This window comes from Pontibacillus litoralis JSM 072002 (assembly GCF_000775615.1).
GTDB classification, from domain to species: Bacteria; Bacillota; Bacilli; order Bacillales; family BH030062; genus Pontibacillus; species Pontibacillus litoralis.
Genome location: NZ_AVPG01000021.1, coordinates 1 through 23,016, shown reverse-complemented (window position 1 = coordinate 23,016; position 23,016 = coordinate 1). Strand labels below are relative to the sequence as shown.

At 37.8% G+C, this 23,016-nt stretch carries 18 protein-coding genes; 11 read left to right on the top strand and 7 right to left on the bottom strand.

Annotated features, from left to right (window positions below; translation table 11 throughout):
- Positions 1-158: 158 nt before the first annotated feature.
- Entirely contained in the window at positions 159-5,534 is a 5,376-nt protein-coding gene (locus tag N784_RS12210) for a 5'-nucleotidase C-terminal domain-containing protein (protein ID WP_052127300.1), read from the top strand.
- 49 nt (positions 5,535-5,583) lie between these two features.
- On the opposite strand, the gene metA is transcribed toward N784_RS12210, so the two are convergent.
- Positions 5,584-6,513, bottom strand: a complete 930-nt coding sequence (gene metA / locus N784_RS12205; protein ID WP_036835307.1) for a homoserine O-acetyltransferase MetA — start codon at positions 6,511-6,513, stop codon at positions 5,584-5,586.
- 154 nt (positions 6,514-6,667) lie between these two features.
- On the opposite strand from metA, the gene N784_RS12200 reads away from it, so the two are divergent.
- Entirely contained in the window at positions 6,668-7,768 is a 1,101-nt protein-coding gene (locus N784_RS12200) for a DEAD/DEAH box helicase (protein ID WP_052127299.1), read from the top strand.
- A 144-nt stretch (positions 7,769-7,912) separates the two neighbouring features.
- Here the strand turns inward: N784_RS12200 and N784_RS12195 are convergent, their stop codons facing one another.
- From N784_RS12195 to N784_RS12185, 3 genes are all read right to left on the bottom strand, one after another.
- Entirely contained in the window at positions 7,913-8,962 is a 1,050-nt protein-coding gene (locus N784_RS12195; protein WP_036835306.1) for a class I fructose-bisphosphate aldolase, read from the bottom strand.
- A 104-nt stretch (positions 8,963-9,066) separates the two neighbouring features.
- Entirely contained in the window at positions 9,067-9,675 is a 609-nt protein-coding gene (locus N784_RS12190; RefSeq protein ID WP_036835304.1) for a pyroglutamyl-peptidase I, read from the bottom strand.
- A 119-nt stretch (positions 9,676-9,794) separates the two neighbouring features.
- Positions 9,795-10,649, bottom strand: coding sequence for a DMT family transporter (locus N784_RS12185; RefSeq protein WP_036835303.1), 855 nt, complete (start codon positions 10,647-10,649; stop codon positions 9,795-9,797).
- 320 nt (positions 10,650-10,969) lie between these two features.
- On the opposite strand from N784_RS12185, the gene N784_RS12180 reads away from it, so the two are divergent.
- The 4 genes from N784_RS12180 (at position 10,970) to N784_RS12165 (ending at position 14,912) form a co-directional block, all read left to right on the top strand.
- The gene (locus tag N784_RS12180) at positions 10,970-12,994 is read left to right on the top strand and encodes a hypothetical protein (RefSeq protein ID WP_036835300.1); all 2,025 of its coding nucleotides are present in this window, start codon (positions 10,970-10,972) and stop codon (positions 12,992-12,994) included.
- 2 nt (positions 12,995-12,996) lie between these two features.
- Positions 12,997-13,644, top strand: coding sequence for a putative bacteriocin export ABC transporter (locus N784_RS12175; RefSeq protein WP_036835299.1), 648 nt, complete (start codon positions 12,997-12,999; stop codon positions 13,642-13,644).
- 156 nt (positions 13,645-13,800) lie between these two features.
- Positions 13,801-14,322 (top strand): hypothetical protein, encoded by a 522-nt coding sequence (locus tag N784_RS12170; protein ID WP_036835298.1) that lies wholly within the window; start codon positions 13,801-13,803, stop codon positions 14,320-14,322.
- Between the two features lie 131 nt (positions 14,323-14,453).
- Positions 14,454-14,912 carry a GNAT family N-acetyltransferase gene (locus tag N784_RS12165; protein ID WP_052127298.1) on the top strand — a complete coding sequence of 153 codons (459 nt, stop codon included), beginning with the start codon at positions 14,454-14,456 and terminating at the stop codon, positions 14,910-14,912.
- Between the two features lie 100 nt (positions 14,913-15,012).
- Here the strand turns inward: N784_RS12165 and N784_RS12160 are convergent, their stop codons facing one another.
- Both N784_RS12160 and katA read right to left on the bottom strand, forming a co-directional pair.
- Positions 15,013-15,333 (bottom strand): hypothetical protein, encoded by a 321-nt coding sequence (locus N784_RS12160; RefSeq protein WP_036835296.1) that lies wholly within the window; start codon positions 15,331-15,333, stop codon positions 15,013-15,015.
- A gap of 128 nt (positions 15,334-15,461) precedes the next feature.
- Positions 15,462-16,904 carry a catalase KatA gene (gene katA / locus N784_RS12155; RefSeq protein ID WP_156965251.1) on the bottom strand — a complete coding sequence of 481 codons (1,443 nt, stop codon included), beginning with the start codon at positions 16,902-16,904 and terminating at the stop codon, positions 15,462-15,464.
- Between the two features lie 265 nt (positions 16,905-17,169).
- On the opposite strand from katA, the gene N784_RS12150 reads away from it, so the two are divergent.
- The 5 genes from N784_RS12150 (at position 17,170) to N784_RS12130 (ending at position 22,101) form a co-directional block, all read left to right on the top strand.
- Positions 17,170-17,850 carry a YIP1 family protein gene (locus tag N784_RS12150; protein ID WP_036835294.1) on the top strand — a complete coding sequence of 227 codons (681 nt, stop codon included), beginning with the start codon at positions 17,170-17,172 and terminating at the stop codon, positions 17,848-17,850.
- Positions 17,851-18,972, top strand: a complete 1,122-nt coding sequence (locus N784_RS12145) for an efflux RND transporter periplasmic adaptor subunit (RefSeq protein ID WP_036835292.1) — start codon at positions 17,851-17,853, stop codon at positions 18,970-18,972.
- On the top strand, positions 18,969-19,655 hold the full coding sequence (locus tag N784_RS12140) for an ABC transporter ATP-binding protein (protein WP_036835290.1): 687 nt from the start codon (positions 18,969-18,971) through the stop codon (positions 19,653-19,655). The genes N784_RS12145 and N784_RS12140 overlap by 4 nt, the downstream gene beginning before the upstream one ends.
- Complete coding sequence (locus N784_RS12135) at positions 19,652-20,845, top strand: ABC transporter permease (protein ID WP_036835288.1); 1,194 nt, start codon at positions 19,652-19,654, stop codon at positions 20,843-20,845. The genes N784_RS12140 and N784_RS12135 overlap by 4 nt, the downstream gene beginning before the upstream one ends.
- 116 nt (positions 20,846-20,961) lie before the next feature.
- A complete protein-coding gene (locus N784_RS12130) occupies positions 20,962-22,101 on the top strand; it encodes a DEAD/DEAH box helicase (protein ID WP_036835285.1) in 1,140 nt (379 codons plus the stop codon).
- 70 nt (positions 22,102-22,171) lie between these two features.
- On the opposite strand, the gene N784_RS12125 is transcribed toward N784_RS12130, so the two are convergent.
- Positions 22,172-22,864, bottom strand: a complete 693-nt coding sequence (locus N784_RS12125; RefSeq protein ID WP_036835283.1) for a DUF3298 domain-containing protein — start codon at positions 22,862-22,864, stop codon at positions 22,172-22,174.
- Positions 22,865-23,016: the final 152 nt, after the last annotated feature.

Below are 23,016 nucleotides of genomic sequence, written 5' to 3'. Positions count from 1 at the left end.
CATTTTTACCTTCATTGTACAGGTAAAGGATGTCATTTTCCATTCTTTCTTCTCATATACCAAATAATTTGTTTTTTTACATGAATTTAACACTCCCTACATATTTCGCCTTTATCTTTAGAAATGTATGACAATACCACTATATAGGAGGAAAGAAAATGAATGGAAGAAAGTTGTTAAACAAAGTACTTCCTGTTGTGATGGCTTTTATGTTAACGTTCTCATCGATGGTAACAACACCTGTAGCCTATGCAGCAGAAGAGGAATCGCAAGAAACATCCGTATTTATTTCCGAGTATGTGGAAGGGTCTAGTTTCAATAAGGCTATTGAATTATACAATGGGACGGAACAAGCAGTAGATTTAAGCAATTATGCAGTAGAATTATATTCAAACGGTAATACCGCAAGTACAAACGCTGTTACGTTAGAAGGAACACTTGAAGCGGGTAGTGTATATGTAATCGCTCATCAACAAGCAGATGATGCGATTAAGGCAAATACTGACTTACAATCTAGTGTCGTGAACTTTAACGGTGACGATGCGATTGTACTTAAGGATAACAATCAAGTGATTGATTCGTTGGGAACAGTTGGTGAACGATCCGAGTATGGAAAAGATACGACACTCGTACGCAAATCGACTGTAATGAAAGGATCACCAACGTTCACGATAGAAGAATGGGATCAACAAACTAAGGATTATTTCGAAAATTTAGGAAAGCACGGTGACAGCACGACAGATCCTACTGACCCAGTTGAACCACCAGAAGTAGAACCTAAAACAATTGCTGAAATTCGTAACACTTCAGGAGAAGAAGTGAAAACAACTGGAACAGTCACAGCTGTTTTTGTCAAAGGTGGAAAAGCGAATGTTTACATACAAGATGAATCGGCTGGAATTATTGTAAGGGCTGAGAATCTTGATAATAAAGTAAACATTGGTGATGAAATTCAAGTACAAGGGATAACGTCTCAATACTATGATATGGCACAAATCGCTGCTGATACAAGTAATGTAGAAATTGTTAAAGCGAATAGTGGTGTTCCAGTTCCGCCAGTTGTTACATCTGATGAAATGACAGAAGAGGTAGAGGGAGAGCTCGTTCAACTTCATGATGTAACAATTGATTCTACAGATGAGCATGGGAACCATACAGCAGCAGATGCGAATGGTACGTTTGTCATTTATTCTGATTTAGTCGAAACAGGTCAATCGTATGATATCGTAATGGGAGTAGTTAATTTTCATTATGGCGAGTACAAGCTACAACCGAGAAACAAGAGTGACATGGTTGGGGACAAAACCGTTGTAAGCGAAGTAAACGCAACACCGAAAGCAGGTTTAGTACAAAAAGGCACGAAAGTAGAATTAACAACTTCAACGAAAGACGCAACGATTTACTACACAACCGATGGAACAGAACCATCTACCTCATCTCAAGAATACACACAACCAATTGAAGTAAACGAAGCTATAACAATGAAAGCATTGGCTGTTAAAGACGGATTTACAAAAAGTGATGTATCTACTTTTACGTACGAAATTGGAAAAGACTTGAATAATGTAGAAATTCATGATATTCAAGGGACAAGCCATACATCTCCTTATGAAGGGAAAACTGTTCAAGGTGTAGATGGTATTGTTACGCATATTGACGGAAGTAACGTCTATATGCAAGAAGTGAATCCCGATGATAACGAGAACACATCTGAAGGTATTCTTGTTTATGAGAGAAATCACGGCTTACAAGTTGGTGACTTCATTGTTGTAGATGGAGAAGTGAAAGAATATGTATTAGATGGCTATAGTGATCGTTTCGATACAGACTTAACGATGACAGAAATTGATGCATCTACAATTGAAGTAAAAGCGAAAGATCAATCCTTACCGAAACCAGTTGTATTAGGGAAAAATGGTCGCGTTATCCCTGACAAAATTATTGATAACGACGCTTTTGAACAATTTGACCCTAAGCAAGATGCGATTGATTTCTATGAAAGCTTAGAAGCAATGCACGTTCAAATTGACCAACCAACTATTGTAGGTCCACAGAAGTATGGTGAACTACCAGTTGTTGTTCATAATGGAGCGGATCAACTTGTAACAGAAGCTGGTGGGTATAAGCTATCAGAAGATGACCCAAATCCAGAAATTATGTATGTGCAAGTAGGAAACTATACAGCAAAAATTGGTGACTTCTTCAACGGTTCTATTACAGGTGTCATGAGTTACGATTATCAGAATTACAAAATCTATCGTGATACGAATGAAGTGTTGCCACCCAAAGAAGATGGAGCATTCACGCCAGAAATTACGACCATAGATCAAGAAGAGGAGCAATTAACGGTTGCAGCTTATAACATTCAGAACTTCTCAGCAACATCAGAATCAGCTAAAGTCAACAAATTAGCAACGTCGATTGCGAATAATCTACAATCTCCTGATGTTATCGCCTTGCAAGAAGTTCAGGATAATAATGGTGATAAGAATGATGGGACAACGGAAGCGGATCAATCTTATCAACGTTTAGTAGATGCGATTGTTGCAGCAGGTGGACCAACATATAAATATACAGATGTTGCCCCTGTTAATAATGCAGATGGTGGAAAACCAGGAGCGAATATTCGTGTTGGTTACTTGTACAATCCAGATCGTGTCACATTGAAAGAAGCCGAGAAAGGCACTGCAACAGAGGCAGTAGAGTATAAAAACGGCGATTTATCGAAAAACCCTGGACGCATTGCCCCTTCTACTTTTACAGACACACGTAAACCTTTAGCGGCAGAGTTTGTATTTAATGAGCAAGAAGTGATTGTCGTTAACGCTCACTTTAATTCTAAATTTGGTGACACACCTTTATTTGGAAAAGCCCAACCACCACATTTAGGTAGTGAAGCAGAACGATTGAAATTAGTGACAGAAGTAAATAAATTTGTAAATAATATTCAAGCAGACAATCCTAAAGAAAACATCGTTGTACTTGGTGATATGAATGATTTTGAATTCTCGAAACCTGTACAAACATTACAAGGGTCTGAGCTAACGAATCTAGCTTATACGTTACCAGAAACGGAGCGTTGGACTTATAACTATCGCGGGAATTCTCAAGCGTTAGATCACATTTTAGTATCGAATAATTTAGCGGATCAAGCGAAGTTAGACATTGTTCATGCGAATGCCCCTTTTATGGAAGAACACGGTCGTGCAAGTGATCATGATCCATTGCTAGCACAAATTGATTTAGCACATGCAAATAATGGAGATGGAGAGAAGACAATCAATATTTTACACACTAATGACTCTCACTCTCGCGTGTATGAAGGTAAATACGATGGTATGGGGTTTGCGAAACTATCGACGTTAATTCAACAATTTGAAGAAGAAAATGAGAACACACTATTGTTAGATGCTGGTGATACGTTCCATGGAAAGACTTTTTCCACGTTAGTAGAAGGAGAGAGTATTGTAGAAATTATGAACACAATTGGTTATGACACAATGGCGGCAGGAAATCATGACTTTAACTACGGATATGAGCGTTTACTTGAATTGAACGAGATGTCTCATTTCCCTGTGTTAAGTGCAAATGCCATTGATGATGCAACTGGGGAACCAATTTTAGATCCATACGTAATTCAAGAAGTAGATGGTGTTTCGTTTGGTATTTTCGGATTAACGACACCAGAGACACACTACAAAACACATCCGAAAAACGTAGAGGGCATTACATTTGAAGACCCTACAAAAGTAGCAAATGAAATGGTTGCCGAGCTTGAAAAGAAAAATGTTGATGTAATTATTGCGCTTACGCATTTAGGAACAGATCCTTCTAGTACGGACACAAGTTTGAAAGTTGCAAGAGGAACAGAAGGAATTGATGTTATTGTGGACGGGCACAGTCATACAGTGGATGACATGAATGAAAGTGGTACGTTAATTGTAAGTGCTGGGGAATATTTAAAAAACCTTGGTGTAGTGGAACTTTCATTTGATGAGAACAATGACTTAATTCGTCGTGAAGCATCACGTATTACGAAAGAACAAGCGGCTGACATTAAGCCTGATCCTGCAGTTGAAGCGGTTATTGAAGAAATTGAAGCTAGCCAAGAAGAAGAATTATCGGAAGAGATTGGGGAAACGAAAGTTGAATTGAATGGGGAACGTGAGCATGTACGTACAGGTGAAACGAATCTAGGTAACTTAATTACGGACGCCATGCTTGCGGAAACGGGTGCTGATGTTTCTTTAATGAATGGAGGAGCCATTCGCGCTTCTATTGATCAAGGTGTAATGACAAAAGGAGAGGTCATTACAGTTCTTCCTTTTGGCAACTATATTCAAACAATTAATGTTACAGGAGAAGATTTAAAAGCAGCATTAGAAAATGGTGTGAAAGCTTATCCAGAAACAAGTGGTGGATTCCCACATGTTGGCGGAATGTCATTTGCTATTGACCCAGCAAAACCAGTAGGTGAACGAGTACATTCCATTAATATTGCTGGTGAACCAATGGAAATCGAAGCAATATACACGTTAGCAACGAACGATTTCTTAGTGGCAGGTGGCGATCAATATACGTCACTTACAAAGTATGATGTACAAGGAGATTTCTCTGCTCTTGATGAATCAGTAATCACTTATATTCAGCAACAAAAAATAATTGAACCACAAGAAGAAGGACGTATCGTAGAAGCACCTACTCCTAATGACGGCGGAGATGGTGAAGATAACAAAGAAAAGACTAATGTGATTGAACTTTCCGTTATAAATGGAAAAGCATCGATTACGAATAAAGATTTAGCACAGACGAATCCGAACAAAGATATTATATTAGACTTAGGAGTAGAAAAAGCAGCTGACATAGAACTAACTGCCGAGCAAGTTGCTCTGCTTAAGGAGAATAACCAAGCTGTTCAAATCGTAAATGATGATGTAACGGTTCATATTCCAGCCAGCAACCTTCCTGCTGGAAAGGTGACAATTCAAGTGAAGCGTTTAAAGGATATGAAAGAAGCAAAAAGTGCTGTATATGACTTTACGATTATCGATGAAAATGGTGAAAAGGTACATGTATTTGACAAACCTGTCACATTAACATTTCATGTGAACAAAGGTCAAATAGACGATAAAAAGAATGTTCATATGTTCTACTTTAATGAACAAGCAGGTCATTGGGAAGTTGTTCCTGGCTCTAAGTTAAAAGGAAAGAAAGTCGTTGCTAAGACAAGTCACCTCAGTACATTTACTGTATTTGAACTAGACGAATCAGATGATCCAGATAACAGTGACAACAAGGGTGAAGGAAACAACGACAATCAAGACAATGAAAATGGAAATAAGAACGATAATCCAAATGGAACGGAATCAAGCGATGAATCAGAGGACATAGAAACTTTACCAGCACCATCGGATGACCCATATGAATTACCAAATACAGCTACTTCCACGTTTAACATACTTACAATTGGAGTAATAGCACTTGTATTAGGTGGCGTATTACTCGTCATTCGTAGAAGAAAATTAGCAAAATAGAGGTACAAAAGCCTTCACGCTCAAGTAGCGGAAGGCTTTTGTATGTGTTTTAATTCGTATCATTAGTAGTAGACCATTCAAACGGTGTTTCTTGATAAACGTAATAATTTAGCCAGTTAGAGAAGAGGAGATATGCTTGGGATCTCCAACGATGAAGTGGCTTGTTGTTCGGATTATTATTAGGGAAGTAATTGATAGGAAGATTAGGGTTGATTCCTCTCGTTACGTCCCGTTGATATTCCTCTGCTAATGTTGTTGCTTCATATTCAATGTGACCAGTAATCATAATATTTTTTTCGTCATTTGACATGATGAGTAAAGGTCCGGCTTGATTAGATTCTGCTAGTAGCGTTAAGTGCTCATTTTTTTCAATCGCTTCCACTGATACACCGGTATAACGTGAATGAGGAGCTAAAAAAGTATCATCAAGACCTCGCGTTAACTTTACTGGTTGTGCATCTTGGGTGAAATGAGGAAATACACCAGATAATTTGTCAGGAAGTGCAAATTTATCAATTCCATAATGGTAATACAAGGCGGCTTGTGCTCCCCAACAAATGTGTAAAGTAGATGTAACATTCGATTTGCTCCACTTCATAATGGAGGTCAGCTCATTCCAATAACTTACTTCCTCAAATGGGAGTGTCTCTACTGGGGCACCGGTAATAATCATGCCATCGTAACGTTGATGATGTACTTCGGAAAAAGTTTTGTAAAATTGGCTTAAGTGTGATTTGCTGACGTTTTTTGATTCATAGGATGCTGTGTGCATGAATTCCACATTTACTTGTAATGGGGAGTTGCTTAACAATCGTAGCAATTGCCGTTCTGCTTTTTCTTTTTCCGGCATTAAATTTAAAATGAGGATTTTCAACGGTCGTATGTCTTGTGTGTTTGCTCGTTCATCCTCCATTAAGAAGATATTTTCTCTTTCTAAAATGTCTCGTGCAGGTAGTTCTTTTGGAATATTGATTGGCACTCCCAGTTTCCTCCTTTTATACCTTGCATTCTATAATGAACATTATAACAGATAATTGTGACATTTAATGAAGAAGGGAGTTTTTCTTTTTTGGAATATAGAATGGTACAATGGAGAAGGCGTTTAGAAAATAGGAACGGAAAGAGGAATAAATATGCAAGATTTTACAAAGTTTTCATTGAAGGAACATTCCATTACAACGTTAAAGAAGCAAGGGGTTACGCAACCAACACCGATTCAACAAGAAGTGATTCCCTTATTGCTAGAAGACAAAGATGTAATTGCGCAAGCACAAACTGGTTCGGGGAAGACGTTTAGCTTTTTATTGCCCATGCTAGAGAAAGTTAATCCTGAGGAAAATGTTATCCAGGCGTTAATTGTAGCACCAACGAGAGAGTTAGCTATTCAATTAACGGCCGAATTAAAGCAACTATCTAACCAGAACAATATGCTTGCAGTATATGGTGGGCAAGATGTACAACAACAATTGAAAAAAATGAAGCAAAAGATCAATATTGTGGTTGGGACACCGGGCCGATTATTGGATCATATTCGTCGAGGAACGTTGGATTTATCTCATGTTTCCATGCTTGTGTTAGATGAAGCAGATCAAATGCTGCATATTGGCTTTCTAAACGAGGTAGAAGCGATTATTCAACAAACACCATCTACGAGACAAACGGCATTATTCTCGGCAACAATGGCTTCAGAAGTAAATAAATTAGCCTATAAGCATATGCGTCATCCTCACAAAGTACACATTCAATCAACTACAACAACGGTAGAAGAAATTGAGCAGTATGTAGTCGAAACAACCGATCGGCAAAAACAAGATGCCTTACGTAAAGTGTTAAAAGATAATCGTCCATTTTTAGCGATTATTTTCTGCAGAACGAAACGACGTGTAAGTAGATTGTACGGTGATTTGAAAGCGCAAGGGTATTTAGTAGATGAGTTGCACGGGGATCTTTCGCAGAAAAAACGGGAGAAGGTTATGGACGCTTTTCGAGAGGCAAAGGTCCAATTGTTAATTGCGACCGATGTAGCTGCTAGAGGGCTAGATGTTGAAGGTGTGACGCACGTGTATAATTATGATATTCCCCAAGATGTGGAAAGCTACATACACCGAATTGGAAGAACAGGCCGTGCTGGTGAAGATGGTGTGGCAGTTACGTTTGTTGCAGCAAAAGATATGCAGATGCTTACGATGATTGAGCGTGGTATCAACAAGAAACTTCCTAGAACGAGGTTATAAGGGAAGCGACGCTGGGACAGAAGTTAAGGTATTAATGAAATTTCTGATTTTCCCAAAATAGAAAGCGCATGAAATCAAGGTTTTTAAATTTGATTTCATGCGCTTTTTTAATTTTTGCTAGGTTATGTCCTAACCTCGTTTATGTTAGGCTAATGTAATATGTTTATTAGCATACACTTCTTGGACAGCACGAATGATTTCAATGCCTTCTTCTATCGGTTTTTGAAATGCTTTTCGTCCCATTATAAGCCCCATCCCCCCGGCGCGTTTGTTGATAACGGCGGTTCTTACTGCTTCTTTCAAATCATTATCTGCTGAGCCTCCACCGGAGTTAATGAGACCAGCTCGTCCCATAAAGGAATTGGCGACTTGATAGCGTGTTAAGTCAATGGGGTGGTCACTCGTTAGGTTCGTATATACGTTTTCGTGCGTCTTGCCAAATTGCAGTGCTGTATATCCGCCATTTGTCGTTGGGAGTTTTTGTTTGACGATATCCGCTTGTAGTGTTGCACTTAGATGAATCGCTTGTCCTGTTAAATCGGCTGCCAAATGGTAGTCTTTTTCGTGCGTTTTAAAAGCAGGGTTGCGAAGATATGCCCAAAGTATCGTTGCCATTCCTAGCTCATGAGCGTGTTGAAAGCAATGCGCAACTTCTTGAATTTGTCGGTCACTATCTTCTGAACCGAAATAAATGGTTGCTCCGACAGCAATTGCCCCCATGTCATATGCTTGTTGTACAGAAGCAAACATAATTTGGTCATGGCTATTTGGATACGATAATAATTCGTTATGATTTAATTTCACGATAAATGGAATTTTGTGAGCGTAATCTCTAGCTACTGCACCAAGGACGCCTAGTGTAGAAGCAACAGCATTACAATTTGCTTCCATGGCGAGTTTCACAATGTTAGCTGGATCAAAATACAACGGATTGGGAGCAAAAGAAGCACCTGCGGAATGTTCGATCCCTTGGTCGACAGGAAGGATAGATAAGTAACCACTGCCACCTAAATACCCATGATTAAATAACGTTTGTAAGTTACGAAGCACGACAGGTGAACGATCAGTTGATTTGTACACCTCATCGACAAAATTAGGACTAGGGGCGTATAGCCTTTCTTTCGGAATCGTATTTGACCTATGCTCCAGTAGATATTCCGCTTCTTGGCCAAGCATTTCGGTTACAGACTTCATGATTCATTTCCTCCTCATATGTACAGATTTTTCTGCTCATGATGGGAAATCGTGATGTCTAATTGTATTATAGCAAATAATGGCTACATGGTTTAGTGAAAAGGTTATGAATTTTTTGTTAAAGCTTGTATACAATGTTTTACACCGTCTATTAAGTCTTCCTGTGACCAACTTGGGAGATTACCATGTTCAATCGCCAGTTCATGGGAAGCAGGAATGTGAATAAACCCTGCTTGGATTGGTAATGAGTACTCCTGGATGTGACGTAACGCAGCGTACATTACCGTATTGCATACATATGTACCTGCAGTATTGGAGATAGCAGCTGGAAAACCAGCGTTTGTAAGAGTCTGAACGATTTCTGTAGTTGGAAGCGTGCTGAAAATACCCGCATCTCCACCTGGAATAATCGGCTGGTTTACAGGTTTAAAACCACTATTATCTGCATCTCCATCTTGACAATTAATTGCAATCCGTTCGGGGGTTATTTTATTTCGACCTGCCGCAAGCCCAAGGGATAAAACAACATCCGGTTGCATCTCTTGAATAGCGCTAATCATTTGTTGATGCGCCTCCCGAAATTCAACAGGGAAAAGCCGGCCCTCTACTGAAAAATCTTCTAGTTTTTGCTCATGTAAGTTCTCTACAATCGTCACGGTCGGATTGATGGAATAATTCAAAAAAGGCTCAAATCCTGTTAACAATAACTTCATGGTAAAAACTCCTCTCCTATACCTCTATCATACGCACATTTTAGGATACATGCGAGGAGTAACAATTTCTAAGCCACAATAGAAAAAGTAGCATTCGAATGGACGAATGCTACTTTTGCTTAGCTCATTTGTTTTTTATTTTGGATATACATATAAAAAGATGCTCCAAAAATAATGAAGTAACCGATTATGCTATACATGTCTGGGAATTGTCCGAACACGACCATGCTTATGATGGATGTATAGATAATAGTAGAATAAAAATAAATCGAAATTTCCTTGGCAGGTGCATATTTATAGGCGACAGTAATCCCGAATTGTCCGATGGTCGCAAAGGATCCTGCTAGTAATAAATAAATCGTTTGTTGTAGTGACATTGGTTCGTACATAAATAGAACAAACGGTAATAGTACAACAGTTGAGAAGAAGGAGAAGTAAAATACAATCGTATAAAATTGTTCCTTATCTCCAAGGAAACGTAATACGGTATAGGCTCCTGCTGCGAATACTGCTGATGTTAAGCCAGCAGCATAAGGAATTACCTCTACAGAGAAAGAAGGCTTAATTACAAATAATGTTCCAATAAAGGCAATGAATACAGCGACAACTTGGAATTTTCTCGCCTTCTCCTTTAGGAATATAGCTGAGAATATAATTAATAAAAATGGACTAAGTTTGTTTAACATATCCGCATCAGATAGCACTAAGTGATCAATAGCATAAAAGTTCAGAACGATACCGAACGTACCTAACAACGAACGAAGCAGTAAATACTTTTGGTTCTTTTTTTCACCAAAAATACGTTCTTGATTTTTTAATACAAACCCTAGTGCAATGATAGCTGTTACTAGATTACGAAATAGCGTCTTTTGCACAGTAGGCAAGTCGCCAGATAGCTTTATAAACATCGACATCATCGCGAATCCGAACGCTGATGCTAACAATAATAGTATGCCTTTCGTCGTGTTGTTCATGATGGACCTCCAACTTTTTGAAAAACTCTAGTTTATTATTAGAAATAGAAACTAAATTGATACAATAAAGCATTGCGAGTTGCTTGTCAACGAATATGGTTACGTTTTATTAAATTAACTCTCATTTGGTATTTACTATTAATTATTTCTAAATAATTCTTTTTTTTGGTGTTTTAAATCCTTTTTTTAGTGTGTTATTATTTATTTTGGGAGAAGGATGAAATGTAGGAATATTTATGGAGTACAACAAAAACAGAGGTACGTAATCTGCGCAGTATTCTTCTCAGTAAATTTATTCAAATAATACGTGGGTGGTACGTATGAAAAAACTATTATTTATTTTTTTATTAGGACAACTAATGCTGCTGTCCTATATATTTAACCAATCAATCTATGCAATCTTTGAATTGAATCATTTGGGGGATTCTTCTCTTGATGGGTACATAGCTGAAGATGCTTCGTCTGATCATTTGCTGGCGATTTATGAACAAGTTAGTGAGGAGTGTTTTGGTGAAAATGATTGCCAATTGCAATTAATTAAAACACCAGTTTCGGATCAACATATTGTCTATGATGTGTACCATTCGGAAGTAGCAAGTATAGAACAGCCAAAAGCCATTGCAGCTAATAAAACATTTCGGTATTTTCCGTTAACAAACGAAGAATTTGTGGACAGTAATGGAGTGTTTTATACGGACCTTGACTCTAAGGTGTTAGATCAAATCGCTAACCAAGTTGGCATTAGTATTAAACCGTATCAAAGTATGATTAATTATAAACAGATTATTCTATATAACGCATTGAATTTCGGCATTCTCCTTATTATTTCTCAGTTAGTTTTGTTTATTTACACGTTTACTCGAATAAAGGTTAATGCCATAAAAAAAGTGCTAGGTTATTCTAACGGGAAGATGGTACGTGCTTCGTTAAAACAATTTCTAACAATGGAATTAATGATCGTTGTTACTACTATTAGTATTCATGGTCTATATTACTTGTACACGGACCATTTCGTTTCACGCTATATTTATTTGCTTTTTGCTTTTTTAATTTGTATGGTTGTCCTAAATGTTGTGATGTTACTATGTACGCAAATTAGTTTAAGATTTATTGACATTCATTCAATGATTAAAAACAACGTGTACTCGAATCGACTGAATTATTTTCTCTATATGGTGAAAATTCTTCTGATGTTAGCGATTACGGTGTCTGTATCGTTGTTTTTCGCAAACTATGAAGATTATCAAGAAAAGACTCGACAGTTAGAGGAATATAAAAAACTGGAACATTATTTTACTGCGGCAGGATATAACGCTGATGCAGATGATAAAGCTATGAATAATCCACAACAACTGGAAGCATATGGTGACGGCATTAAGCAAGTCTATCAATATTTTGATGAGCTTGGACAACTATATGTACATCGTGTTACTCATCTAATTGATGCATTAGCGATTTCTTCTTACTCAGGTGATGGTATAGAGGATATCTATTCTAATATAGAGGAAAACTATATAGTCGTTAACGAACGGTATGTGCAAGATTTCCTGCATCTACGTGATGAAGATGGTAATGACCTAAACAATATTTCATTAAAAAAGCCCACGATATTAGTTCCAATGAAGTATCAATCACAACACGCAAAGATACAAGAAATATATACCGAGCGCTACAATGATATGTTGCAATATAACAAATGGAACGGTATACCAACAGCTAATTCAAATAAGATAGATGAATTGCAGATTATTTATACAGAAAATAACCATGAGTTTGAAATGTTAGGGAAAGACATGGAATATGATGGTTCGAAAATTAGGTTAAAAGATCCGATTATAATAATAGATACAGGGGATTTTGATAGCTTATATTATTATAATGTATTAAATAATGGAGATCTTATCTTTAAATTAGAAGAAAGGGAAGCATTGATTAATATATTAGGAGAGTATAATCTAACCGAACTTGTTCATGTCGGTACGTTATTAACGCCATTTATGACGAGCATACATAATGCGGAATTTATTATGTACCATTCTTTGGTTTTTACCATTCTTTTTCTATTTACACTACTATTCATTATGTATATTTCGAATTATGTTGATGTCACTACGAACAGTAGACGGTACGCATATCAATATGTATACGGGTACAGCATGTTTAAAACGTTTAAATCCCATCTCGTTACGTATGTGCTATTACTGAGTGGTTCTTTAATAACTTTATTCATAGAATTTAACGTGCTGTTTTATATTTTTATTCTAGTCATAGATTTCTTTATTCTATTGTTGCTATACAACGTCGTTATAAAACGTCATATTCACAAAATAGTTAAATGTGGATAATTATGTCTGTTATTAAGCTTGAACAAGTATGTAAATATTTTAATAAAGAAGCCATTTTATCTAATGTTTATTTACAGATAGAAGCAGGCGAAATGGTAGCCATTACTGGTGACAGCGGAAGTGGAAAAACGACATTACTTAATATTATAGGGTTAATTACGAAGAAAGATGAAGGGGATTTGTGGTTATTTAATGAGAAAAACCCTCCTATTCACTCCAAAACTAGTATGTTATTAAGAAGAGAGAAAATCGGTTATTTGTTTCAAAATTACGGTTTAGTTGAAGATGAATCCGTTAAATGGAATTTACAATTGGCGCTTGAATACAAGAAATTATCGAAAAAAGAGAAGCTAGAGCAAATTGATAACTTGTTAAAGCAGTTTAATTTATGTCATTTAAAAGATAAGTACGTCTATCAGTTAAGTGGCGGGGAACAACAACGTATTGCGGTTATAAGACTCATTTTACAGGAAAGTGATTTGATTTTAGCTGATGAACCAACAGCTAGCCTAGATGATGACAACGAAAAAATGATACTAGATTATTTGCAGCAGTTACATCAGCAAGGTAAAACGATTGTGGTTGTGACACATAATCGAGCGATTTTAGACTACTTTACTCGAGTAATAAGCTTGCATGAATTGCATTAAGTGTGTGTGAACGTATTCGTCCCTAATTTTGTTAGACGAATACGTTTTTTGATGGGTTCGGCAATGAGATAGACCTTTCTTTATTTGCCAATCATTGACTTTGATAATCATTTTCAATTATAATGGTTGTATCTAGACATACAAGGAGGGAATGTAATGGAGCATCAATTCGATTGGAAACGAGATCTCCAGCGTTTCGTTGATGATGTCATTCAAGATTTGTACTATCTTCCACAGACGGAGCGAAGTATGCTTGCAACGCTTGAAATAATTAACAACAAACAAGAACAACTAAATGAACACGTATTTTCTCATGGGTGTTATTATATTAAATTAGCTCAAGTTATGGATCATTTAATGCAGCAACTTACATACGAACAACTTACGAATAAAGAGGCATGGTATTGTGCTTTTTGGAATAAATTTGATGAAGATACTGGAGAAGAAGTCATATTAGATCATGTCGTCATTCAACAGTCTGATGCATTATTTAGCGTGCAGAAGTATTTCGTGGAATGTGCTGGTGTGCAACTTCAACAATTTCAACGTAAAGTAGTCGAGTGCTCGAAGCAAATGTTCCAAAGAGTACCGGACGTTATAGAAGCAATCATTTTATCAACGGGACAAAGGCTTTTATTCTGGCCAAATGAAGAACATATATCCATCAAGTCTTCTTAGTATAAATAGAAATTTCATGAGATGAAAAGAATGGATTGTCCGTCGATATTACGGTATATTCATGTTAGAGAAAGGATAAACAAAGCCTGACGCTTGATGTCGGGTTTTTTTGATGAAAAGGGGAATAGGCCGTGATTCATTTCGAACGAGTAGCGCATGATACTTTGTATATTGCAGAAGAAATATGGAACTCTAATCCAGAATATATAGAGGTAGAGCATGGAGAGAGCTATCGAACATCTGAACAAATAGAAGAAGAGTTGCTTCATCACGACACGACTAGTTTGTTTGTTAAATTAGATGACACTTACATTGGCATCATAAATTATATGGACAATAATCCGAATGATGGCTATCCGTGGCTCGGGCTACTAATGATTCATCGTGATTATCAAGGGTATATGTTTGGTACGCAAGCTTACTTGACATTTCGTCAACAGATACAAGACAAAGGAATGCGTGCTTTACGTTTAGGGATATTACCGACAAATAAGAGGGCGGAAATATTTTGGCGTTCTCTTGGCTTTACATTTGTCTGTGAAATAAAAGGTGTTTTAGTGTATGAGACGTCCTTTGTAGAAGAAACGTGAAAAAAGGGGCAAAACTCTTGTATGAAAAAACCGCATGACATCGGTTATAGGAACCGATCTCGTGCGGTTTTATTTTCGTCATTCATACTAAAACTCAAATTTAATGCCCACTTCCTTTTAACGACTGTGATTCGTCAACAATAGAAAGAACAGTTGGGTCAATACTTTTTGCGTATTCATATTCAATGTTGTACACTTCGCCTTCTTCAATCAAGTCCCACGTTGCTTGATGATCGACAATTAATTCTTCATTCCCTGCTACAATCGTATACTGAACTTTGCCGTTATGTTGGTTTTCGTGTTTCTCTTGAATTTCAACGCCTTGCAGTTGTTTCGTATGAACGTGTTTTCCATCGAAATAAAAAATAAGTCCCACGACTATTAAAACTCCAATGAAACTGTTACGGACGATTTTTTTCATTTCATCACCTTCAGTCTATGTAATGTCCATAATGGAATGTATATTATACCATTGATCCTACGTTCCATACAAAAAAAGCCTCATTCTTCGTTTATGAAAAGAATGAGGCTCTTGCTTTTTTATGCTAATTATGCATTTGCTGGTACAGATAAACCTAAACCGTCGGCGACACGTTGTCCGTATTCAGGATCTGCTTTGTAGAAGTGCTCAATTTGACGTAACTTAATTTCGTCACTAGCAACACCTTTCATAGATCCTACAATATTGTCAATTAATCTTGTTTTTTCATCTTCTGGCATAAGGCGATACAAGTCCCCAGCTTGTGTGAAGTGATCATGGTGATCATACGCTACACTGTCAGCTATTCCTGAAACAGGGTAAGCTGCTTGTTTATTTTCTGGTGTTGCTTGTGGTCCGTTAAAGCTATTAGGCTCATAATTTACCGAACCGCCACCATTTTGATCAAAGCGCATTGCACCGTCGCGTTGATAGTTTCGTACTTCTACATCTGCACGCGGCCTGTTGATTGGAAGCATTTCGTGATTTGCTCCTACGCGGTAACGGTGGGCATCGGAATAAGCGAATAATCTTCCTTGTAACATTTTATCAGGTGAAACGTCGATACCAGGTACTAAAGTGCCAGGAGAGAAAGCAGCTTGTTCTACTTCAGCAAAGTAGTTGTCTGGATTTCGATCAAGTACCATACGACCAACTTCTACTAACGGATAGTCTTTATGAGACCATACTTTCGTTACATCAAATGGGTCAAAACGATACGTATCTGCGTCTTCAAGCGGCATGATTTGTACGTATAGTTTCCAGGTAGGGAAGTCGCCATTATCAATAGATACATATAAATCTTCTGTTGCGTGATCAGGATTTTCCCCAGCCAATTTCTGCCCAGTTGCTTCATCCATATTCTTAATGCCTTGTTCTGTTTTAAAATGGTATTTTACCCAGAACGATTCTCCTTGAGCGTTTGTCCATTTAAATGTATGGCTACCATAGCCGTTCATGTGACGGAATGTAGCAGGAATGCCGCGGTCTGAATGCAAAATGGTTACTTGATGCAATGATTCAGGTGATAGGGAGAAGAAGTCCCATACTGCATTCGGATCCTTTAAATTTGTTGCTGGATTTCGTTTTTGCGTATGAATGAAATCAGGAAACTTAATGGCATCACGAACGAAGAAAACGGGTGTATTATTTCCTACTAAATCATAGTTTCCTTCTTCTGTATAAAATTTTAAGGCGAAGCCACGTGGATCACGAACAGAATCAGCGGAACCTTTTTCCCCTGCAACTGTTGAGAAGCGTGCAAACATAGGAGTGCGTTTGCCAACTTCAGATAAGAATGCTGCTTTCGTATATGCTGTTACATCATTCGTTACTTCAAAATAGCCATGAGCACCTGCGCCTTTCGCATGAACGACGCGTTCTGGAATACGCTCGCGATTAAAATGGGCCAGCTTTTCTAATAAATGAACATCTTGTATTAATGTCGGACCTCTTGATCCTGCAGTAATTGAATTTTGATTATCTCCAACTGGTGCGCCAGCTTGGTTTGTCATGTATTGTTTTTGTTGTTTCATAGAATCACCTCATAATAAATAATATCTAACAATAATTATTATAAATAGAGAATGAATAAAAATCAATGCTTAATTAAAATAATTTTAATTTAATATTAAATATAGTGATTTGCATGGTGTATATGTTCCATTCCCTTATCCGTCTCATGGTAAACTTTAAAATGTTTCGTATATTCTTGAAACCTATTGGACAGATGCTTCGTATTTGTAATGGAAATAAATCAAAAGAAGGGGAAGTGATGGAATGGAATCGAATGTGGAAACGAACACAAATGTTACAAAGGAAAGGAAGCCGTCTTTATTTGGAATGATATTAAATCCAGGACAGCAATTCGAACGAATGAAACAAAACCCACGTATCCTTGTCCCGCTTATTATAGTAAGTCTTATGTTTTTGGTAAGTATGTCCATGGCAGCTATATCGATGGACATTCAAGTTCTTATGGGAACGCAAGGTACAGAAGGGATTTCGGAAGCTGAATGGGAGGGGATGCTGTTATTCACCCGAATTTTTATGGTTATTTGGGGAATCGTTACAGCTGTTCTCATGGTATTTATTTATTCAGTCCTTCACTTAATCGTAACAAAAATAGCCGGTTCTTCTGTTACTTTTAAGCAACTATTTTCTATGAATACATTTATTATTTTTATTGGGGCAATTGGTGCGTTGTTAAACTACGGTATAGTTATGGCGATTGGTGGGAATTCCCTTTTCTTAATGACGAGTCTTGCCGGTGTGTTAAACTCTGACAATATGTTGTTAAACAGTATTGAATTATTTGCTATATGGCAAATGCTTTTAGTTGGCTTAGGTCTTCATAAAGTGGCCGGGTTATCGAAAGGTGTTGCTTATACAACGGCAATCGTAATTTATGTAATTGGGTTATTAATTGGCAATTTAGGCTATTTACTGGGGGCATTATAGATGAAAAAAAGCTTTATTATAGCTGGGGTTGTGATACTAATTGTTGCAACAATTGGAATTGGAGTTTATCGTCAAGCTAGTGCAGTAGCTCCAAGCGTGAAAGTTACCAAAATAAAAAAAGAAACGTTATCATCTGATATCATTATTCCTGGCACACTTAAGCTAGGGTCTAAGCACGTCGTCTATCCCTCACCTGAACAAGGAGAAGTAAAATCTATTCCAGTGCAACAAGGAGATAAAGTAAAAAAAGGTGACGTTCTCGTTGAGTATGAGAATGAGCAATTAGATTTAGAGAAGCAGCAAAATCAAACGGCGATCAATAACAGTTATTACCGTATTAATCATATTGATAAGCAGGTGGAGCGTCTTGAGGATACGAAGAAAGATTTACAGAAGCAAGTAGGGGAAAAAGAAGCAGAAAAGCAAATAGAAGAACAACGGGAACAATTAGATTTAGAGAAGCGCACAGCCAATAGCGAGTTAGAACAGCAATTATTGCAAAAAGATATGCTCGAAAAAAGAACAAATGAGTTAACGGTGACAAGCGATGTGAATGGAACCGTTTTACAAAGAAATGAACCAGAGTCGTTTATTTCCGGTGAAAGTTCTCAGCCAATTGTATATGTCGGGGATATGTCTGATTTCGTTGTAGAAGGCACTTTGTCTGAATATGACACGATTGAAGTGAAAGAAGGGCAAAGCGTTATCCTTACGTCAGATGCTTATCCAGAAAAGAAATGGCAAGGAGAAGTGGCGAGCATTGGTACGCTACCTAAGCAACAAGCAGAAGGGTTAGGGAACGAAAGTCAAGCGGTACAGTATCCTGTTGAAGTGAACGTAACGAGCAAAAAAATGAATGTAAAGCCTGGGTTTCAATTGACAATGGAGATTGAAACAAATGCCAAAAAGACAAATACACTTCCTATTACCGCCATTCAACAAGATGGAGAAGACTACTTTGTGTTTATTATTGATAACAACGTCTTGAAGAAAAAGAAAGTAGAAGTTGGATTAACAACAGGCGACAAAATGGAAGTAGTAGAAGGAGTAACGAAAGAAGATAAAGTCGCCGAACAGTTACCAGACAATGCGGTAGATGGGATGGAAGTGACGATCCAATGATCCGACTAGAACAAATAAAGAAAAGTTATATGACGGGATCTGAACAACTAGATGTATTAAAGGGCATTGACTTAACAATTCATAAGGGTGATTTTAGTGCTATTATGGGCCCATCTGGATCTGGTAAATCAACGTTAATGAATATAATTGGTTGTCTGGATAAACCAACTTCTGGCGCTTATTATTTGGAAAACCAGGATATTGCTCAATATAAAGAAATGGATTTAGCCAAAGTAAGAAACGAATCCATTGGGTTTGTATTTCAACAATTTCAATTGCTTCCACGATTAACAGCCAAAAAAAATGTCGAGTTACCGATGATCTATGCCGGTGTAAAGAAGAAGGAAAGAGAAGAACGGGCTTTTGAAGCGTTGCGGAAGGTAGAGCTGGAAGACAGAGTTGATCACCTTCCTAGCGAGTTATCAGGAGGACAGAAGCAACGCGTGGCAATCGCACGGTCGTTAGTGAATCAACCGCAGTTAATTTTAGCTGATGAGCCAACTGGTGCATTAGATACGAAGACGAGTGATGCTATTATGGACATCTTCTCTATGCTTAATCAAGAGGGAACGACCATTATATTAGTTACGCATGAACCAGAAATAGCGGCATATGCGAGCAAAACCATACTCGTTCGAGACGGGTTAATTGTGGACGAAGAAGTGAGGGGGGCTGTTCGATGAGCTTTATGGAAAATATAAAAATGGCCCTTTCTTCTTTAATGGCTCACAAAATGCGATCGATCCTTACGATGTTAGGAATTATTATTGGCGTTGCAGCTGTAATTATTGTTGTCGCGATTGGGCAAGGCGGGGAAGCGATGTTAAAGTCGCAAATTGCTGGACCTGGTAATACAGTGGAGGTATTCTATCAACCGTCGGAAGAGGAAATGCAGTCCAACCCAAATATTTGGAATGAAGCGGCGTTTAACCAAGAGGATTTGCGCTTGTTAGAAACTATACCTGAGGTAAGTAATATTGTCACATCTAGCTCGCAAAGCTCTACTGTAAGGTATCGTGACCAAACGTTAGATACTTCTGTTTCTGGTATTAATCAAGCATATGTCGATGTAAATGGGCTACATGTACAGGACGGTCGAGGCTTGTCGTCTGCTGACTTTATCGGCGGGCGTAGAGTCGCCATCGTAAGTCAGTCAATGGAAGAAGAGCTATTAGATGGAGAATCTGCACTTGGTAAAATTGTACGGATTGGTGCGCAGCCTGTAGAAATAATAGGGGTACTTGAACCACCTTCAAGTATGTTTGATTTTGGAGCGGTACAAATGTTCATTCCATTTAATACGTGGAAAACGATTTATGGATCAAATGACATTACCCAAATTACATTGCAAATTGATGATACAGAAAATATTGAATCAGCCGGTGAACAAGCAACAACTTTACTGAATAACGCACACAATACCGAAGAATCCTACCAAGTGTTTAACATTGAAGAAATGGCAGAGGGAATCGGTAAGGTTACACAGATTATGACGTTAATTATTGGAAGCGTTGCTGGTATATCGTTATTTGTTGGTGGAATTGGTGTAATGAATATTATGCTCGTATCCGTTACAGAACGAACGAGAGAAATCGGTATTCGAATGGCGTTAGGGGCGACAAGACACCAAGTATTAATTCAATTTCTAATTGAGTCAATCACACTAACGCTAGTAGGTGGTATATTAGGTATTCTCATTGGCTGGGGGATAGCATCTATTGTATCAGCTATTGCTGGTTGGCCATCTCTCATTTCATGGCAAGTGGTAGTAGGCGGATTACTATTCTCGATGGTAATTGGTATTATATTCGGACTATTACCTGCAAACAAAGCGTCCAAATTAGACCCTATCGAATCTTTGCGATATGAATAAATAAGAAAGTGTTCTTGATCAAGTGAAACACTTGGTTAAGGGCATTTTTTTTGTTCCGTAAATAAGGTATACTTAAGGACATCATTTATTTAACGGAAGAAAGGAAATAATTCACTATGTCACATGAAACCTTTTACAATACCCTCCCATCATTTATCCAAGCCGTTTGGGACAAGGCCGGGTTTAAAGAACCAACTGCAATTCAACGAGAAGTAATACCGTATATTATAGCAGGACATGATGTAATGGCAGAAGCACCGACAGGAAGTGGCAAAACGTTAGCGTACCTTATGCCAATATTACAAAAGATTGATGTAGACAAAAAGCAAGCTCAAGCAGTCATTCTAGCATCATCTCATGAGTTAGCGATGCAAATTCATCAAGAAGTACAAAAGTGGGCAGAAGGAACCTCGATAAAAAGCACAACTTTAATTGGGGGAGCAAATGTCAAACGACAAATCGAAAAGCTTAAGAAAAAGCCACACATTATAATCGGTACACCTGGGCGCTTGTTGGAGTTAATTAAACAAAAGAAACTAAAAATGCATGAAATACAAACCATCGTTTTAGACGAAGGGGATCAATTACTCGTTCCTGAGCACCAACAAACGATTGAACAAATTGTAAAAAGCACGTTACGAGATCGTCAACTACTTTTATTTTCGGCAACATTATCTGACTCAGTTGTGGAGAAAGCCCGTGAATTAATGGTTGAGCCACAGATGGTTCAAGTAAAGAGGGAAGAAGACAATCAACCAGAAGTAGAGCATCGTTACATCCTGTGTGAAGTGCGGGAAAAAGAAGCAACCCTTCGCAAAGTGTTGCACGCCATTAACGGCAAAGCGTTAGTATTTGTTCGAGATGTTGGTAACCTACAAGTGTTAGCGGAAAAGTTAGCATATCGAAAGGTGAATATAGCGGTTTTACATGGTGATACGAAAAAGCAAGATCGCACGCAAGCAATAAACGATTTCCGTGATGGACACGTGAATGTGTTATTAGCGACTGATGTGGCGGGAAGAGGACTTGATATCTCGGGTATTACCCATGTCATTCATATGGATATCCCTGATGACTTAGCGACATTTGTTCACCGCTCCGGACGTACAGGGCGCTTAGGATCTAATGAGGGTACTGTATTAGCCATTATAGCAAAAGGTGAAGAAAAACAGTTGAAAAAGCACACCAAAACGATGCACGCTCCATTGCAACAAACGAACATGTATAAAGGTGCTTTAATAGATGTAAAAGAATAGAAATAGATAGCTGTCTTGAAGTAGTCTAGCTTTACATTGTTCAGACAGCTTCTTTTACGACTTCGTTGTGTTAGTACATGGAGGAAAGGAAGATGCTCTTGTATTGCTCTTTCAAATATGGCCGGAGCTGTTCGTATGGAATTCTAATGTGCGGGGCATGTTCTTCAGGCGGAACGTAATCACCAGGCAGGGCGAATAAGACGAGATCATTTTTATCTAAATAAAATTTAGGCCTAGATTCTAATTGTTCAAAGTAAACGGTGTCTGTTTGTTTGTTAAGTTCGCTTTTTACATACTTTGTTAAAAACGTTCGGAACGTGGAAGAAGGCACAAAGAAGTCATCTAGCTTGAGTTCTTTACCTTCTTGCATATGAAACGTCTTGGCATAATGATAAGAGAAGTCTTTCGGTCCACTTGATAATTCATAATGTGTATACAGGATGCTTACGAGTGGTTTCTCGTTGTAGGTGATGTCGTATGTATATTGGTATTGTAATGGAGCATCTCGTTTTTGAGCTAAATAGCGATACACTTCTGCATGTTGGATGCTACCTTCCATGTGCTCTTTCGCTTTGTTGTGAAACATGGTATTCATTTGTGAAGCGTAAGTTCCGTATTCATTAGAGGTCATGATCGGATATTCAACCTTGATATCATACCAATCCTCTTTTTGTTGTAACGTGTTTTTCTCAATCGTGACTGCCTTTTCTATAGGGATATGAACAGAAGAAACTAATACGGATAATACCATTGCTAAAATCATTGCCTTCACCCTTTTTTCATTTGTTACGTTGTAGTATTTGTTTACTGTTTATATATTATGAACCGACTATATAAAAAATTATAATACCAAAAAACACCTCCAAAATCTTGAAGGTGTTTTTTGGATGTGCGCCCTGCATGGGCGGAAACTTG

What these genes read in the sequence shown, in the direction of transcription:
- N784_RS12210 (WP_052127300.1), top strand. Translation starts at nt 159, where the DNA reads ATGAATGGAAGAAAGTTGTTAAACAAAGTACTTCCTGTTGTGATGGCT.
- N784_RS12200 (WP_052127299.1), top strand. Translation starts at nt 6,668, where the DNA reads ATGCAAGATTTTACAAAGTTTTCATTGAAGGAACATTCCATTACAACG.
- N784_RS12195 (WP_036835306.1), bottom strand. Translation starts at nt 8,962, where the DNA reads ATGAAGTCTGTAACCGAAATGCTTGGCCAAGAAGCGGAATATCTACTG.
- N784_RS12190 (WP_036835304.1), bottom strand. Translation starts at nt 9,675, where the DNA reads ATGAAGTTATTGTTAACAGGATTTGAGCCTTTTTTGAATTATTCCATC.
- N784_RS12185 (WP_036835303.1), bottom strand. Translation starts at nt 10,649, where the DNA reads ATGAACAACACGACGAAAGGCATACTATTATTGTTAGCATCAGCGTTC.
- N784_RS12180 (WP_036835300.1), top strand. Translation starts at nt 10,970, where the DNA reads ATGAAAAAACTATTATTTATTTTTTTATTAGGACAACTAATGCTGCTG.
- N784_RS12175 (WP_036835299.1), top strand. Translation starts at nt 12,997, where the DNA reads ATGTCTGTTATTAAGCTTGAACAAGTATGTAAATATTTTAATAAAGAA.
- N784_RS12170 (WP_036835298.1), top strand. Translation starts at nt 13,801, where the DNA reads ATGGAGCATCAATTCGATTGGAAACGAGATCTCCAGCGTTTCGTTGAT.
- N784_RS12160 (WP_036835296.1), bottom strand. Translation starts at nt 15,333, where the DNA reads ATGAAAAAAATCGTCCGTAACAGTTTCATTGGAGTTTTAATAGTCGTG.
- katA (WP_156965251.1), bottom strand. Translation starts at nt 16,904, where the DNA reads ATGACAAACCAAGCTGGCGCACCAGTTGGAGATAATCAAAATTCAATT.
- N784_RS12150 (WP_036835294.1), top strand. Translation starts at nt 17,170, where the DNA reads ATGGAATCGAATGTGGAAACGAACACAAATGTTACAAAGGAAAGGAAG.
- N784_RS12145 (WP_036835292.1), top strand. Translation starts at nt 17,851, where the DNA reads ATGAAAAAAAGCTTTATTATAGCTGGGGTTGTGATACTAATTGTTGCA.
- N784_RS12140 (WP_036835290.1), top strand. Translation starts at nt 18,969, where the DNA reads ATGATCCGACTAGAACAAATAAAGAAAAGTTATATGACGGGATCTGAA.
- N784_RS12135 (WP_036835288.1), top strand. Translation starts at nt 19,652, where the DNA reads ATGAGCTTTATGGAAAATATAAAAATGGCCCTTTCTTCTTTAATGGCT.
- N784_RS12130 (WP_036835285.1), top strand. Translation starts at nt 20,962, where the DNA reads ATGTCACATGAAACCTTTTACAATACCCTCCCATCATTTATCCAAGCC.
- N784_RS12125 (WP_036835283.1), bottom strand. Translation starts at nt 22,864, where the DNA reads ATGATTTTAGCAATGGTATTATCCGTATTAGTTTCTTCTGTTCATATC.